The following is a 14978-nucleotide window of genomic DNA, read 5'->3' on the forward strand; positions in this document are numbered from 1 at the left end:
GGCGACCGCAACCGGACCGGTTCCGGGGACGGCGCCGTCTTCCTCCCTTCGCAGGCTGGGAAAAGCGGGGTCCCGGCGCGTCCGAACGCAATCGCGAGGCCGGTTGGGGATCGCATGAGCTCTCGGGCGGCGACGGACGGCCGTACGAGCCGTCGTGTCCGCAGCTGCGCCGGAAGAAGTCGTCATCGAACAGGCCGCCCTCGGTCCGGCGGCCGAGGCTCGGCTTGCGGCTCCGCTCGTGCACGGGCATCGGCGCCACGGTCCGTTTCCGGGGCAAGGGTCCCGTTCCTTCTTTCCGTGGCTGTTGTGCGCGGAGTCGCGCGCGTCGCCGATGTGCCGGGGCGGTCGGTCTCGCAGAACCCTCCGGGAACCGTTCGGCGCCGCCACGCGGAGACGGCGGCGACGGGGCGCGAGACGAAACGTTTCGGATTCGGCGCTCGGCGCACGCGGCCCTCTGCGGCGGCCCGGCAGCCCCGGCGGCAGCTCCGGCGGCGCGGCGGACGCCCCGGGCCGTAAAAAGGATTCCCTTCTTCCAGGATGAAGACGTCCGGCGGCCGCGGCGCGTACGGCCGCCAGTCTGACGGCTTCAGCCGGGCGGGCTCACTGGGCACGCCCGGTCCACAGGGCATAGGCATAGGCGGTGTCCTCCGCGGCGGGTTCGGGGCGGTCGGCGAGGTCGGCGAGGGTCCAGGAGACGCGGAGCGCACGGTCGAGACCGCGGGCGCTGATCTCGCCGCGTTCCACGGCCGTGGCCAGAAGGCGCAGCGCAGCGGGGGCGACCGGGAAGTGTCGGCGCAGCTCCGCGCCCGGGATGGAGGCGTTCGTGGTCCAAGGTGTGCCCGCCAGGCGTGCGGCGGCGCGTTCGCGGGCCCGCGCGACCCGCTGGGCGACGGTCGCCGAAGACTCCGCGTAGCCGCGGTCGGCGAACAGTTCGGCATGGGCGACGGGTTGCAGTTCGACTTTGAGGTCGACGCGGTCCACAAGGGGGCCGGAGAGGCGGGACAGGTAGCGGCGGCGCTGGGTCGACGAGCAGGTGCAGGCGTTGCCGGACTTGCCGCAGGGGCAAGGGTTGGCGGCCAGAACGAGCAGGAACCGCGCGGGGAAGCACACTGTGGCTGCCGAGCGCGCGACGACGACTTCGCCGCTCTCCAGCGGTTGGCGCAGCGAGTCGAGCACCCCGCGGGCGAACTCCGGCGCCTCGTCGAGGAAGAGCGCACCGCGGTGGGCCAGGGAGACGCAGCCCGGCCGCAGCCGGGTGCTGCCGCCCCCGACGATGGCGGCGCGGGTGGCCGTGTGGTGGGGCGCGCAGAACGGCGGAGCGGTGATCAGCGGTGAGCGTTTCGGCAGCGCCCCGGCCACCGAGTGGACCGCGGTGACTTCGATGGACTCCTCCGCGGTGAGCCGCGGCAGGACGGTGGGCAGGCGTTCGGCCAGCAGGCTTTTGCCGGTGCCCGGCGGGCCGACCATCATCAGGTGGTGACCTCCGGCCGCCGCGATCTCCACCGCCCGGCGGGCCACGGGCTGTCCGAGCACGTCGGCGAGATCGGGGCAGCGCTCTGCAGCGGAGTCGGCGTCCGCACCCGCGTCCCGCTGCGGCTCCGAATCGTCGTCGCCGGGCGGGGGCTCGGTTACCGGTTCGCCGCGCAGCCGCGCCAGCAGCTCGCCCAGCGACGAGACCGCCACGACCTTGATGCCGGGCACCAGGGCGGCCTCCTCTGCGTTGCCGCGGGCGACGACGAAGGTGGTATGCCCGCAGCGGACACCGGCCAGGACGGCGGGCAGCACGCCGCTCACCGGGCGGGTGCGGCCGTCGAGGCCCAACTCCGCCAGCACGACCGCACTGTGCAGCGGCATCCCCGGAGCTGCGCCTTCGGCGGCCAGGACGGCGGCCGCGATGGCGAGGTCGAATCCGCTGCCGCGCTTGGGCAGACTCGCTGGAGAAAGGCTGACCGTTATGTGCCCCTCGGGCCAGTGTTCGCCGGAGTTGACCACCGCGGCCCGGATGCGGTCGCGAGCCTCGCGCAGAGCGGTGTCGGGCAGACCCACCAGGGTCAACCCGGGCGGGCCGTCGCCCAGGTGGGCCTCGACCTCGATGATGTGGCCGTCGACGCCGACGAGGGCCATGGAACGGGTGCGGGCGAGCGCCATCACGCCACCCCCGGGTGGTGCCGCACGAACACCCGGTCGCCGGGCAGCACGAGTACGCAGACGACGTCCACCCGAATCCGCCGGCGCCCGGCGCGGTGCGCGGCTGCCCACAGTCGGGCCAGTCGGCGCAGCCGCCGCCGCTTCGGCTCGGTGACCGCCTCCAGCGGCGAGCCGAACCGCAGGCCGGTGCGGGTCTTGACTTCGGCGACGATGACGTCGGGCCCCTGGCCCGCAACGATGTCGATCTCACCCTCGGAACAGCGCCAGTTGCGGGCGAGGATGCGCAGCCCGCGGCGCTCCAGATACGCCGAGGCCACCTCCTCTCCGCGCCTGCCCAGCGCCGTTCTGTGCTCCGCGGGGCGCGCCGGAGCGGCGGGAGGGGCCTTCACGCGGTCGTGTCGGGGCAGGGGCGGGAGGGAGCGGCGCAAGGAGCTCATACCTTCAGCGTGCAGAGTCCGCGTCCGCCCTTCCACGCGGATTCGCCGACTGTGGACAACCGCCGCGGCCGGTCACAGGCCGTTCTCCGGGGGAATGCCCGCGCCACCGGGTGAACGGTGAGTGCCCCGAACACACGAAACCGCCGGGCGGCGCGATCGGGGGCCGCCCGGCGGCGGGAAGTCGGGGCTTTCCGCCCTCTCAGGCGGAAAGTGCAGCGACTACTGCGGTTTGCCCGTGGCCGGGACCTCTAGGTCGGACTTGGTGATCTCCTCGACGTTGACGTCCTTGAACGTCACCACGCGCACGTTGCGGACGAACCTGGCCGGGCGGTACATGTCCCAGACCCAGGCGTCCTCCATCGTGACCTCGAAGTACATCTCGCCGTTCTCGGTGCTGCGCGGCTGCAGATCCACGTGGTTGGTGAGGTAGAACCGGCGTTCGGTCTCGACCACGTAGCTGAAGAGGCCGACGACGTCCCGATACTCGCGATAGAGCTGCAGCTCCATCTCGGCCTCGTACTTCTCCAGGTCCTCAGAACTCATTTCGCGCTCGCTTTCGTCGTGCAGTCCCGGTTGAGCGGCCCGGCCCCCTTCGCCACTGGGGTCTCGCGGGAAGGAAGGTCCCGCGGGTTCGTCGATCGACTACAGGAACCATCATGCGCCACGTGTCAACCGCCCGGAGCGCGTTCGGCGCATCCGGCCGCACGCTCCTCGCGCCGCGGGTCCGCGGGCTCGGCCGCCGCGGGCTTTGGCCAGGGCCCGGCGCCCGGCTTCGCGGACCGGTACGGCGCCGGCCGCTCCGAGCACGAACGGCAGCGCAGCCGACGCCTCGACGGACCCCGCGGGGGCGCCTGCCGCCCCGCCGGTGCCAGAGGCTTCGCCGCCGTCGCCCCCGGCCTGCTTCGAGCCGCCTTCCTCCAGTTCCTCGAACGTCTCCGGAGTGGGCAGCGTCGACCAGCGATCCACCGGCCACACGACCAGGGAGGCGCGCCCGACCACATGGTCGATGGGGACGGAGCCGCCGCCCGGCTCGTTCTGGTGCCGTCGCGAGTCCTTGGAGCTGATCCGGTGGTCGCCCATCAGCCACAGCCGCCCCTCGGGGACCGTCACCGGCCCGAACTCCAGATGGGTCTCGATGCTGCCCGGATACAGGTAGGGCTCGTTGAGCGGTTCGTCGTTGACCAGCACCCGGTTCTGGGCGTCGCAGCACTCCACGGTGTCACCCGGAACCCCGATGACGCGCTTGATGTAGTCCCGCCCGCTGGGCGCGGCCCCGAACTGCTCAGCCACCCAGCTGAATCCCTGCCCGACGATGTTGCCGGACTCCTCGACCGGCACCGGACTCGGGCCCTCGTCCCACGAGCCGCCGCCGTTGAACACAATGACGTCGCCCCGCTGGATCTCGCGGACCTGGTACACGAGCTTGTTGACCAGCACGCGGTCACCGACGAGCAGCGTGTTCTCCATCGACCCGGAGGGGATGTAGAAAGGCTGGGCGACCCACGTGCGGATGACGAACGCCAAGACCAGCGCGATGACGATCAGGAGCGGGAGTTCCTTCCAGAACGAACCCGACTTCTCCGCCTTCTCGTCCGTGTTCTCCTTCTTGGCGTTCATCGAACCCCCGCTCTCGGCTGCCTCGCCCGCACCACCGGCGCTACCGGCCTGCATACTCGCCCCGCCCCGACATGATTCTGGCTCCCCTGCGCGGCCGCGCAGGGGAGCCAGAATCGCCGGATCGGGGACCGCCGACACGACCGGTGGTACCGGGCGCCGCGCCGAAGGCCGATCCTTGAATGGTCATCGACTCCGAAGCCTATCCGAGCGCGGCGCTGCGTGTCGGGAACGGCACAGCCGGAACAAGCGGAGCGAGTTCGGCTCGGAGCGGCGGTGGTATCAGCGGCGCTCGGGGATGCGGGCGGCCTTGCCACGCAGGTGGCGCAGGTAGTAAAGCTTCGCCCGGCGCACGCGGCCGCGGGCGACGATCTCGATCTTCTCGATGACCGGGGTGTGCACGGGGAAGGTGCGCTCCACACCGACGCCGTAGCTGATCTTGCGGACGGTGAACGTCTCGCGGTTGGCGGCTCCCTGGCGCCGGATCACGGCGCCCTTGAAGACCTGGACACGCGAACGCGTGCCCTCGGTGACGCGCACGTGCACGTTCAGCGTGTCGCCCGGGCGGAAATCAGGAATGTCCGAGCGCAGTTGAGCCTTCTCAATTTCCTGAATAGCGGTGTGCATCTCAGCGGTTCCTCATCGATTGCGCGCCGCGGCGACGGACAGTGCGGTTCGCGCGGGCGGATCTGCTGCTGGGGTCGTATCGGTGCGCCTGCGCCGGGCTTGTGCGGCCGCGAGCCGGTCGAACGGCGGCATGCGAGCAACGCGCGACGACAGGGGCAACTCCCCTAGTCTGCCACACGTTGAGACCCGGTCTGTAACCGAGCCCGCCACCCGGCCGCCGCTGCCCGCCCCTGCGCAGGACGGCCGCCGCGTGCGCGGCCGCCGGTCACTCGGGCCCGGAATCCGCAAGCAGCTGCTCGACCAGCTCCCGATCGCGCCGGTCCATACTCTCCAACCGCTGCGCGGCCAGTTCCCGCAGCAGCTCCGGCCGGTTGCGGGCGGTCTTGCGCAGCGCCTCGTGGCGGCGCCAGCGGTCCACCGCACCGTGGTCCCCCGACAGCAGCACCGGCGGGACCTCCTGGTCGCGCCAGCGCGCCGGCTTGGTGTAGACGGGCCCTTCGAGGAGGTTCTCCATGGCGCCGGACGCGAAGGAGTCCTGCACGGCGGACTCGGCGTTGCCCAGGACGCCGGGTAGCAGCCGCGAGACCGTCTCCACGACGACCAGCGTGGCCGCCTCACCGCCCGCGAGCACGTAGTCGCCGATACTGAGCTCCTCCACCGGCATCCGCTCCGCGGCGTCGGCGGCGACGCGGGCGTCGATGCCCTCGTAGCGGCCGCAGGCGAACACCAGCCGCGGCTGCTGCGACAGGCGCTTGGCGTGCTCCTGGGTGAACGGGGTGCCGCTGGGTGTGGGCAGGATCAACCGCGCAGGCGCGGGGTCGTCCGCCGTCACCGCGTCGAGCGCCTCGCCCCAGGGCTCGGGCTTCATGACCATGCCGGGACCGCCGCCGTAGGGGGTGTCGTCGACGGTGTTGTGCCGGTCGTGGGTCCAGGACCGCAGGTCGTGCAGCCGGACGTCGAGGATGCCCGCCTCCCGCGCCTTGCCGATGAGCGACAGCTCCAGCGGCACGAAGTAGTCGGGGAAGATGGTGATGATGTCGATGCGCATAGTTGTGCGGGTCGTCTCGGCGGCGCTCGGGCCCGCGGCCTTTCGGTTCGGTGTCGATTGGCGGGGGTGCCGTGCGCCGAGGCGGCGGGCCGTTACTCGCGCCCGAGCTCCAGCAGCCCGGGCGGCGGATCGATCACCAGGCGGCCGGCCGCGGTATCGACCTCGGGTACCAGGTCGCGGACGAAGGGCACCAGGATCTCGGTACCGGCGCCGCCGGTGATCACCAGTACGTCCTGGGCGTTGTGCAGCACGTCGGCGACGGTGCCCACCGCGGAGCCGTCGGCGGTCTCGGCCTGTAACCCGATGAGCTCGTGGTCGTGGAACTCGTCGGGGTCGGCGAGGGGAGGCACATCGGCCGAGTCGACCAGCAGGGTCGTCCCGCGTAGCTCCTCGGCGGCCGTACGGTCGCGGACGCCCTCGAAACGGACCAGCAGGCGGCCCGAGTGCCTGCGTACCGACGCCACGGTGAGGGGTCCGGCTGTGCCGGGGTCGGTCTGCAGGAGAACGCCGGGCGCGAAGCGCGAACCGGGATCGTCGGTGCGCACGTCGACCGCGACGTCGCCGCGGATCCCGTGGGCGCGGCCGATCCGGCCGACAACGAGACGCATCGTCCTCCTGCGGTTCTGGGGCGCGCGGCAGGAGTCCTGCGCGCACGACGGAACCGCGCCGCGCCTCGGCAGCGGCGCGGTGTCCCGGCCCGCCGCGGCGGCGCCCGCGGATACGGACGCGCGGCAGCGGGCCGGGAGCAGCGCTCAGCGCACTTCGTTCAGGTCCAGCAGGTCGACGCGGACGTAGCGCCCGCCCGCCAGGGAGCCGACGACGGTACGCAGCGCCTTGGCGGTGCGCCCGTTGCGGCCGATGACCTTCCCGAGGTCGTCGGGATGGACCCGGACTTCGAGCACCTTGCCCTTGCGGAGCCTGCGGGCTCTGACCTGGACGTCGTCGGAGTTGGCGACGATGCCCCGAACCAGGTGCTCTAGCGCCTCTTCCAGCACGTCAGGCCTCGCCCTCGGGCTCCGTGGTGGTGTCTTCGCCGGTGTTCTCGGTCTTCTCGGCCTTCTTCTCCGAGCCGGAGGACTTCCTGGACTTGCCACCGCCCTTGGCGGTGGATTCGTTGTCCGGCAGGACGAGCTCCTTGAGCACGTTCTGGAAGGCGGCCTCCTCGGCCTCCTTGTCGCGCGGCTCGGCGACCTTCAGCGGAGCCGGCTCGGGCAGCCCCTTGAAGCGCTGCCAGTCACCGGTCAGCTTCAGCAGGTTCTTGACCGGGACGGTGGGCTGCGCCCCCACAGACAGCCAGTGCTGCGCCCGCTCCGAGTCCAGCTTGATGAAGCTCGGCTCTTCCTTCGGGTGGTAGGTCCCGATCTCCTCGATGGACTGGCCATCGCGCTTGGTGCGGGCGTCGGCGACGACGATGCGGTACTGCGGCGTACGGATCTTCCCCATACGCTTGAGCTTGATCTTGACAGCCACGGGTGTGGTATCTCCCAGTTGCGATGCGATTGCCCGGGATCACCCGCCGCGTGGGGATGCGGCGGCGTCACCAGGCGGGGACGTTAGGTGCCCGGGCTAGTTAGAGGGCCGGCCCATCACACCGTTAGTCAACCACCTATTGTGCCAGATCCCGGAGGACGCAACGCGCAATCCGGAGGTCCTCGGCAGGTCGGGAGCCGGTGAGAGCCGTCTCACCTCGGCGGGAGGCCGATCCCGCCGAGCGCGCGTACCGCGTATACACCACCGGACGCCCTAGCGGCGCGCGGCGCGTGTCGACGCCGGCTACTGCTTGGGCAGCTTGAAGTTCGACAGGTCGGGCATCGAGCCGCCCCCCAGCCCTGGAGGCAGCTGCTGGCCGCCGCCCAGCCCGGGCGGAAGCTGCTGCTGGTCCCCGCCGTCCTCGCGGCGCCGCTGGCGTTCGGCTTCGCGCTCGGCCTCCTGCTGCTTGGCCTTGAGCGGGTTGCCGCTGCGCTGCTTGCCCTTCTTGCCGGCCTTCTTCGCCTGCGCCTTGGCCTTCTTGCGGTTTCCGCCGCCCCCGCCACCGGGCATCCCCGGCATTCCGGGCATGCCGCTGTTCTTCATCTGGCGCATCATCTTCTGCGCCTCGAAGAACCGGGTGACCAGGCCGTTGACGTCGCTGACCTCGGTGCCCGAACCGTTGGCGATGCGCAGCCGTCGGGACCCGTTGATGATCTTGGGGTTGCCGCGCTCGGCCGGTGTCATCGAGCGGATGATGGCCGTGATGCGGTCGAGGTCCGTCTCGTCGACGTTGCTGATCTGGTCCTTCATCTGCCCCATGCCCGGCATCATGCCGAGCAGGTTGCTGATCGGACCCATCCGCCGCAGCATGCCCATCTGCTGCAGGAAGTCGTCGAGGGTGAAGTCGTCCTCCGAGGCCAGCGTGCTGGCCATCTGGGCGACCTCGTCCTCTTCGAACGTGCGCTGCGCCTGCTCGATGAGGGTGAGGACGTCCCCCATGTCGAGGATGCGCGAGGCCATCCGGTCGGGATGGAAGAGGTCGAAGTCCTCGAGCTTCTCGCCGGTGGAGGCGAACATGATCGGCCGGCCGGTGACGTGCCGGATGGACAGCGCGGCGCCGCCGCGGGCGTCGCCGTCGAGCTTGGTCAGGGCCACGGCGTCGTAGCCGACTCCGTCCAGGAACGCCTGCGCGGTGTTCACGGCGTCCTGGCCGATCATCGCGTCGACGACGAAGAGGATCTCGTCGGGACTGACCGCGTCGCGGATGTCTGCGGCCTGCTGCATCATCTCGCTGTCGACGCCGAGCCGGCCGGCGGTGTCGATGACGACCACGTTGTGGTTGTTGCGCTCGGCCTGCTCGATGGAGGTCCGCGCCACCTCGACGGGGTCGCCCACCCCGTTGCCCGGCTCGGGAGCGAACACCGGCACCCCGGCGCGCTCCCCCACCACCTGCAGCTGGGTGACGGCGTTGGGGCGCTGGAGGTCGGCTGCCACCAGCAGCGGAGTGTTCCGCTCACCGGCCAGCCACCGCCCCAGCTTGCCCGCCAGGGTGGTCTTACCCGAACCCTGCAGGCCGGCGAGCATGATGACCGTCGGCGGCTTCTTGGCGAATCGGATCTCACGGGTCTCGCCACCGAGGATCTCCACGAGCTCCTCGTTGACGATCTTGATGACCTGCTGCGCCGGATTCAGCGCCTTGGAGACCTCGGCTCCCCGGGCCCGCTCCTTGACCTGCGCGATGAAGGCGCGGACGACGGGCAGCGCGACATCGGCCTCCAGCAGCGCGAGACGGATCTCCCGCGCGGTCGCGTCGATGTCCTCCTCAGACAACCGCCCCTTGCCGCGCAGAGAGGTGAAGACCGAGGTCAGCCGGTCGGAAAGCGTCTCGAACACGAGTGTGGCCAGTCCTTCGTCTCGGGATTGGCTTCCTAGATTACCTGCCGGGACGCGCCGCGCGCGCCCTGGAGGGAACCCGTTCTCACCGCCCCGGCCGTCAGTTTCCGGCAGACTGCGCGGCCGAGGGGGACTCCGAGGCCGGCGCCGAGGGCGACGCCCCGGAGGCGGCGGCGTCGCGCTGCTCCTCGATGGCCGAGACCAGCTCCTCGCGGGCGTCGCCGCTGAGCGCCTGCGTGGAGAGCCGCGCGTCGCCGCTCATCTGGTAGGTCTGCGGCGACGTGCTCGGGGCGAGGGCGAAGTCCACCCCGCAGGAGAGCTCGACGCTGCCGCCCGCCTCCAGCGAGGCGGAGTCGTCGCACTTCTTCGAGCCGAGCTCGTCGTTCTTCACGTTGGCGTCCATACGCACCAGGACGCTCATGTCCCCGCCGCTGCCGGACTCGTCCTGCACGGTGCCGCTGACGCTGCACGCGCCGCCGGTCTCGCAGCTCAGGTCGAGCTGGCCCTTCCAGGCCACCGCCATACGCGCATCGGGCGAATTCTTCAGCTCGTCCTGGGCGACGGCCAGCACATCATCGTAGAGGGTCTGGACCTCCGACGACTCGGGGACGCTGAAGTTCAGCCGGCTGCGCGGGCCGGAGTCCGCGCCCTTCGGGGCCAGCTGTTCGATCTCGGCGCGCAGCAGTTCGCCGGATTCCTCGCCGATCCACACCCGGTTCTGCTCGCCGCCCTGGAGGTCGACACGGTAGGCCGTGGTGCCGTCGAGGTTCTCCAGCCGGGCTCGGCCGGTGTCGGGGGCCATTCCGGCGATGATGTCGGCAAGCTGCGCCGGCGCCAGCATGGCGGCCGGGTCGACGCCGACCTGTTCGCCGGTCACGCGTGTCCAGGTGTCGGCGTAGCTGCCGGTGTCGGGGTTGACGATGTCCCGGTCCAGCCAGTAGGCGTCCGAGGCGTTCACGAAGATCCGGTCGTCGGCCTGCATGACCTGGGCTTCGGCTTCGTTCACCTGCATCGTGCCGCTCGCCGCACCGGCGCGGGTGGTGGTGAGCGAGATGTCGCTGACCGTGCTGCTCTGCGACGGGGAGATCTGCCCCTGCACGGTGACGGCGGGCTGGGAGCGCAGGGTCTCCAGCGCCGACTCCAGCAGCGGCGGCGCCTTGACCGGTGTGGGGGAGGGCGAGGGCTCCTCGCCGCCGCCCGGGCGGAACTCGCTGAGGTCGATGGTGCAGCCGGACGCGCCGATCACGACAGCGGCCGCCGCTGCGGCGAACACCAAGGGCCCGCCCGATCGGCGTGAGAAGGGTTGGACCGGCGACATCTTTGCCTCCTGCCCCCTGTCATGGGGTGCACATGGGTCTGCGGAATTCGACTGGGTGGAACCGACGCGCGGGCCGCTCGAACCGCGGCACCGGGCGCGTCCGTAAGGAAGGGGCCGGACCGCGCGGAAGTCGGGCAGGGGCCGCGGCGGGTGTCGGTCGCCCTCTCCGTTGACGCATAAGCGTACCCAACACCGCGGGCCCGGGAAGCGGAGCCGGGCCGCGTTCGGCTGCGGGATTCCTGGCCGGTCCCGGCCGCGACCCCCGTGTCGCGGGGGCGGAGGGCTCCTACCCGTGCGTGCGTCGATCCCGCCGGCCGTGACGGAGGACACCCCCGCACATGCGCCCGGGCCGGCGGGGAACGTTCCCCGCCGGCCCGGTTTTCGCCTCACGGCATCGTCTGGCTCGGCCGACCGCCTCTACATTGAGCCGGGCTCAGGGCCGGGCCTGCTGTGAGACCACCTCCTCGCCCGGAGGCGTCGGCGAGGAGGACTCGGCGCCTTCGAGCTCGTCCAGCTCGTCGAAGGCGTAAGCGGTCTCCGAGTGCAGCTCGGCGTCGAGGCCGTTGGTCTCGACGTGCTCGGGGATCCGGAAGCCCATGACCAGGTCGATGATCTTGGCGATGACGAAGGTGACCACGAAGGAGTAGACGAGGACGCCGACCACGCCGATCGCCTGGACCGCGAGCAGGCCGAAGGAGCCGCCGTAGAGCAGGCCGGCGGACCCGCCGGCCGAGGAGGCGGCCAACAGGCCGATCAGCAGCGAGCCGATGATGCCGCCGACCATGTGGATGCCGACCACGTCCAACGCGTCGTCGTACTTGAACTTGTACTTCCAGCTGATCGCGTAGGCGCAGACACCGCCGGACACCAGGCCCAGCGCTATGGAGCCCAACGGGGTCAGATCGGCCGCGGCCGGGGTAATGGCGACGAGGCCGGCGACGGCGCCGGACGCGAAGCCCAGCGCAGTGGCCTTGCCGTAGCGGATCCGCTCGACCAGCATCCAGGCGCCGGTGGCGGCGGCGGTGGCGACCTGGGTGTTGATCAGCGCCAGGGCGGCGACGCCGTCGGCGGCGTAGGCCGAGCCTGCGTTGAAGCCGAACCAGCCGAACCACAGCAGGGCCGCGCCCAGCAGCACGAACGGAAGGTTGTGCGGCCGCATCGACTCGGACCCGAAGCCCTTGCGGCGGCCCAGCACGAAGGTCAGCGCGAGGGCGGCGGCGCCGGCGTTGATGTGCACGGCGGTACCGCCGGCGAAGTCGACGACGTTGTAGCCGCCGATCTCCAGGCCGCCGATCCAGCCGTCACCCCACACCCAGTAGGCGACCGGGGAGTACACCAGCACCGACCAGACCGGGACGAAGAGCAGCCAGGCTCCGAACTTGGCCCTGTCTGCTATGGCGCCGCTGATGAGCGCGACTGTGATGACCGCGAACATCATCTGGAAAGCGACGTCGAGCAGGACCGGGATGCCCCCGTCGACGTCGCTGATGAGTCCGGTGACACCGAGGTAGCCGAAACCGCCGACGAAGGGGCCGGCCGTGTCGTAGGCCAGTGAATAGCCGATGAGGACCCACAGGACGCTGACGACCGCGATACTCGCGAAGCTCATCAGCATCATGTTCAGCACGCTCTTGGCCCGGGACATCCCTCCGTAGAAGAAGGCCAGGCCCGGGGTCATCAGCATCACCAGCGCGGAGGAGATCAGCAGCCACGCCGTGGTGCCGCTGTCGATGCCTTCCATTCGTGTCGCCTCCATAGATCGGGCGGGGGATTCGACGTCGTTCGTCCGAGGGACGGATCGGCGAGCACGTCGTCGGGCTCGGCGAAGACCACCACGACCGCAACCTTGGGTCCCGCGTGTTTCTGCACGTCGCCAGGCACGTTGCACCGGCGTAAAGAGATCGCCCGACGTGTTACGGGGCGGTGAAGGAACAGGCCACGGCGGTAGTCGGGCGCCGTTGCGGTGACATGCGGCGCGATCGGGGCGCGCTGCGCCGTTAAGAATGCGCTAGACACCGGCTGAACGCGGTTCGGATCGGGGAGAGTCTGGGGTGCGGACACTTATCCGCCCGAACCCACGCGAAGAGCGAGCGATGTTGAAGGCCGAAGAGAGCCCGCGGGACCCGCCCGCGGCCGCCGCAGAGGGGCTGACGGCGCCGTCCCGGACGGCGAGCCGCACCCCTGTGGACCACGAGCCGACCCGCACGCACGCGGGAAGCGCGGCACGCGTGGGCTGACGCGCCCGCAGCTACGGGCAGGCCCCTGTGCCGCCTGGCCGCGCGTGTCGGTCAAGGGTCGTTCACACCGGCGCGGCGCCCGCCGACGTGCGCCCGCCTTCCGCGCCGAGGCCGGCGCGCACGTCCGCGCGCCCGGCCGACCGCGCGGTCGGCGGGTCGCCACGGCTGCCGCGGCGGCTCTCCGCCGCACCGCCGAGAGGACTGTTCACACCCGATCGGCGCGGCGGTGCCGGTGTTCCGGCGCTCTGCCGACCGGATGCGCCCACGGCACGTTCGCGAGGAACCGAACGCGGCGCGCCCGCATTGTGGGCTGTACGGCGGTCGGCGGTGCGCGGCGGACGGCCGCGTGCCGTTCCGCGACCACCGCCGGGCCGTCCGCGCCCGAACGACCATGCGACATCCCGGAAGCGAGCCGGGAACGAGTGGCAAGCGCAGAATCGAGTTCATGCCATGACCGCAGATCCCCTACCGGTCATCAGTTGCCGAGGACTGACCAAGAACTACGGGCGCCACCGGGCGCTCTCCGGAGTCGACCTGACCGTCGCAGAGGGCGACGTCTTCGGCTTCCTCGGTCCCAACGGGGCCGGAAAGACCACGACCATCCGCATCCTGCTGGATCTCATCCGCCGCGACGCCGGCGAGGTGACCCTGCTGGGCGGCGAGCCGCGCCGCGACGGCGTGCGGCTGCGCCGCGACATCGGCTACCTGCCGGGCGAGCTGCCCATGACCAGCAGGCGACCCGCCCGGGAGATGCTGTCGTTCCTGGGCCACCTGCGCGGCGGCGTCGACCGGCGCGAGATCGAGATCCTGGCCGAGCGGTTCGCCCTCGACCTGGACCGGCCGGTGCGGGGGCTGTCCAAGGGCAACAAGCAGAAGGTCGGGCTGGTGCAGGCGTTCATGCACCGGCCGCGGCTGCTCATCCTGGACGAGCCCACCAGCGGACTGGACCCGCTGCTGCAGCAGGAGTTTCTGAACCTGGTACGCGAGGTCCGCGACGACGGCCGCACCGTGTTCATGTCCTCCCACGTCCTCAGCGAGGTGCAGGACGTAGCCGACGAGGCCGCCATCATCCGCGCCGGCCGCATCGTGGCGCTGGAGGACATGGACGACCTGCGGGCGCGGGCGCTGCGCCGGGTCACCCTGGCTTTCGCCGAGCCGGTGGACGCCGCGGAGTTCGCCGGGCTGGAGCACGTGCGCGACGCCTCCGTGGAGGGCAGGACGCTGACCTGCACGGTCGAGGGCAGCCCCGACGCGCTGGTCAAACAGGCCGCTGCGCACACCGTGACGGGGCTCACCAGCGAGGAACCCGACCTGGAGGAGCTGTTCTTCACCCACTACAACAACGGCGACGCGGCGCGCCGGGAGGAGGGCTCCGATGCTCACGCGTGACATCTTCGGCAAGTTCCTGATCGACAGCCGCCGCGGCATCCTGGGCTGGATGATCGGCGTCGCCGCCGTGACCGCGCTCTACAGCTCCTTCTGGCCGTCGATGCGCGAGACCGGCGACGCCATGGCCGCGTTCGTCGAGCAGATGCCGCAGCTGGCCGAATCCATGGGTTGGAGCGACCTCACCTCGGCGGAGGGGTACTTGGGCAGCACGGTCTTCGGGCTGCTCACGCCGATCCTGATCACGATCGCCGCGATCGCCTTCGGCACGCGCGCCATCGCCGGCGAGGAGGAAGAGGGCGCCCTGGAGCTGGTGCTGTCCCACCCGGTCGGCCGCTACCGGGTGCTGCTGCAGCGCTTCGCCGCCCTCGTGGTGTTCGTCGCGCTGCTGGGCCTGACCATCTGGGTGGTGCTCCTGGCGCTGAGCCCCGCGCTGGATCTGGACATCGCCGCGGGCAGACTGGCGGCCGCCGCGCTGGGCACGGCCCTGATCGGCTTGTGCTACGGGACGTTGGCCCTGGCCGTCGGCGCGGTCACCGGCCGGCGCGTCTATGCGATCGGTGGCGCCGCCGTGCTCGCGGTCGTGGGCTACCTCGGCAACACCTTCGCGCTGCAGCAGGACGAACTGGAGTGGATGCGGTTCCTCTCGCCGTTCTACTACGCGCTCGACCCCGAGCCGCTGCGCAACGGCATCGACCCGGCCTTCACAGCGGTGCTGGTGGGCATCCCGCTGGTGCTGGCCGGACTCGGGCTGGCCCGGTTCGCCCGGCGCGACGTACTGGTGTAGACGGTGAAGCGGC

14 protein-coding genes are annotated in these 14978 nt (G+C 71.2%); 2 read left to right on the forward strand and 12 right to left on the reverse strand.

Annotation, left to right across the window (positions count from 1 at the left end; translation table 11 throughout):
- Positions 1 to 600: 600 nt before the first annotated feature.
- From EKD16_RS19075 to EKD16_RS19130, 12 genes are all read right to left on the reverse strand, one after another.
- Positions 601 to 2148 (reverse strand): YifB family Mg chelatase-like AAA ATPase, encoded by a 1548-nt coding sequence (locus EKD16_RS19075; RefSeq protein WP_131099729.1) that lies wholly within the window; start codon positions 2146 to 2148, stop codon positions 601 to 603.
- Entirely contained in the window at positions 2148 to 2585 is a 438-nt protein-coding gene (locus tag EKD16_RS19080) for a YraN family protein (protein ID WP_131099731.1), read from the reverse strand. Before EKD16_RS19080 ends, EKD16_RS19075 begins: the two co-directional genes overlap by 1 nt.
- Positions 2586 to 2804: 219 nt before the next feature.
- Positions 2805 to 3128 (reverse strand): DUF2469 domain-containing protein, encoded by a 324-nt coding sequence (locus EKD16_RS19085; protein ID WP_131099733.1) that lies wholly within the window; start codon positions 3126 to 3128, stop codon positions 2805 to 2807.
- Positions 3129 to 3239: 111 nt separating this feature from the next.
- Entirely contained in the window at positions 3240 to 4202 is a 963-nt protein-coding gene (gene lepB / locus EKD16_RS19090; protein WP_131099735.1) for a signal peptidase I, read from the reverse strand.
- Positions 4203 to 4481: 279 nt separating this feature from the next.
- Positions 4482 to 4826 carry a 50S ribosomal protein L19 gene (rplS, locus tag EKD16_RS19095; RefSeq protein ID WP_131099738.1) on the reverse strand — a complete coding sequence of 115 codons (345 nt, stop codon included), beginning with the start codon at positions 4824 to 4826 and terminating at the stop codon, positions 4482 to 4484.
- 265 nt (positions 4827 to 5091) lie between these two features.
- Positions 5092 to 5874 carry a tRNA (guanosine(37)-N1)-methyltransferase TrmD gene (trmD, locus tag EKD16_RS19100; protein WP_131099741.1) on the reverse strand — a complete coding sequence of 261 codons (783 nt, stop codon included), beginning with the start codon at positions 5872 to 5874 and terminating at the stop codon, positions 5092 to 5094.
- A 92-nt stretch (positions 5875 to 5966) separates the two neighbouring features.
- The gene (gene rimM, locus EKD16_RS19105) at positions 5967 to 6482 is read right to left on the reverse strand and encodes a ribosome maturation factor RimM (protein WP_131099744.1); all 516 of its coding nucleotides are present in this window, start codon (positions 6480 to 6482) and stop codon (positions 5967 to 5969) included.
- Positions 6483 to 6626: 144 nt separating this feature from the next.
- Positions 6627 to 6869 (reverse strand): RNA-binding protein, encoded by a 243-nt coding sequence (locus tag EKD16_RS19110; RefSeq protein WP_131099747.1) that lies wholly within the window; start codon positions 6867 to 6869, stop codon positions 6627 to 6629.
- A 1-nt stretch (position 6870) separates the two neighbouring features.
- On the reverse strand, positions 6871 to 7344 hold the full coding sequence (rpsP, locus tag EKD16_RS19115) for a 30S ribosomal protein S16 (protein WP_131099750.1): 474 nt from the start codon (positions 7342 to 7344) through the stop codon (positions 6871 to 6873).
- A gap of 303 nt (positions 7345 to 7647) precedes the next feature.
- Complete coding sequence (ffh, locus tag EKD16_RS19120; protein WP_131099753.1) at positions 7648 to 9237, reverse strand: signal recognition particle protein; 1590 nt, start codon at positions 9235 to 9237, stop codon at positions 7648 to 7650.
- 100 nt (positions 9238 to 9337) lie between these two features.
- Positions 9338 to 10555: a LolA-like protein gene (locus EKD16_RS19125; RefSeq protein ID WP_131099756.1), complete on the reverse strand. Its 1218-nt coding sequence runs from the start codon at positions 10553 to 10555 to the stop codon at positions 9338 to 9340.
- Positions 10556 to 10988: 433 nt separating this feature from the next.
- Entirely contained in the window at positions 10989 to 12296 is a 1308-nt protein-coding gene (locus EKD16_RS19130; RefSeq protein WP_131099759.1) for an ammonium transporter, read from the reverse strand.
- A gap of 946 nt (positions 12297 to 13242) precedes the next feature.
- On the opposite strand from EKD16_RS19130, the gene EKD16_RS19135 reads away from it, so the two are divergent.
- A complete protein-coding gene (locus tag EKD16_RS19135; protein ID WP_131099761.1) occupies positions 13243 to 14181 on the forward strand; it encodes an ABC transporter ATP-binding protein in 939 nt (312 codons plus the stop codon).
- Entirely contained in the window at positions 14168 to 14965 is a 798-nt protein-coding gene (locus EKD16_RS19140) for an ABC transporter permease subunit (RefSeq protein ID WP_131099764.1), read from the forward strand. Before EKD16_RS19135 ends, EKD16_RS19140 begins: the two co-directional genes overlap by 14 nt.
- Positions 14966 to 14978: the final 13 nt, after the last annotated feature.

Source organism: Streptomonospora litoralis (genome assembly GCF_004323735.1).
In the GTDB taxonomy this organism is placed as follows: Bacteria; Actinomycetota; Actinomycetes; order Streptosporangiales; family Streptosporangiaceae; genus Streptomonospora; species Streptomonospora litoralis.

What these genes read in the sequence shown, in the direction of transcription:
- rimM (WP_131099744.1), bottom strand. Translation starts at nt 6,482, where the DNA reads ATGCGTCTCGTTGTCGGCCGGATCGGCCGCGCCCACGGGATCCGCGGC.
- EKD16_RS19080 (WP_131099731.1), bottom strand. Translation starts at nt 2,585, where the DNA reads ATGAGCTCCTTGCGCCGCTCCCTCCCGCCCCTGCCCCGACACGACCGC.
- rplS (WP_131099738.1), bottom strand. Translation starts at nt 4,826, where the DNA reads ATGCACACCGCTATTCAGGAAATTGAGAAGGCTCAACTGCGCTCGGAC.
- EKD16_RS19075 (WP_131099729.1), bottom strand. Translation starts at nt 2,148, where the DNA reads ATGGCGCTCGCCCGCACCCGTTCCATGGCCCTCGTCGGCGTCGACGGC.
- EKD16_RS19130 (WP_131099759.1), bottom strand. Translation starts at nt 12,296, where the DNA reads ATGGAAGGCATCGACAGCGGCACCACGGCGTGGCTGCTGATCTCCTCC.
- EKD16_RS19135 (WP_131099761.1), top strand. Translation starts at nt 13,243, where the DNA reads ATGACCGCAGATCCCCTACCGGTCATCAGTTGCCGAGGACTGACCAAG.
- EKD16_RS19085 (WP_131099733.1), bottom strand. Translation starts at nt 3,128, where the DNA reads ATGAGTTCTGAGGACCTGGAGAAGTACGAGGCCGAGATGGAGCTGCAG.
- trmD (WP_131099741.1), bottom strand. Translation starts at nt 5,874, where the DNA reads ATGCGCATCGACATCATCACCATCTTCCCCGACTACTTCGTGCCGCTG.
- EKD16_RS19125 (WP_131099756.1), bottom strand. Translation starts at nt 10,555, where the DNA reads ATGTCGCCGGTCCAACCCTTCTCACGCCGATCGGGCGGGCCCTTGGTG.
- lepB (WP_131099735.1), bottom strand. Translation starts at nt 4,202, where the DNA reads ATGAACGCCAAGAAGGAGAACACGGACGAGAAGGCGGAGAAGTCGGGT.
- EKD16_RS19140 (WP_131099764.1), top strand. Translation starts at nt 14,168, where the DNA reads ATGCTCACGCGTGACATCTTCGGCAAGTTCCTGATCGACAGCCGCCGC.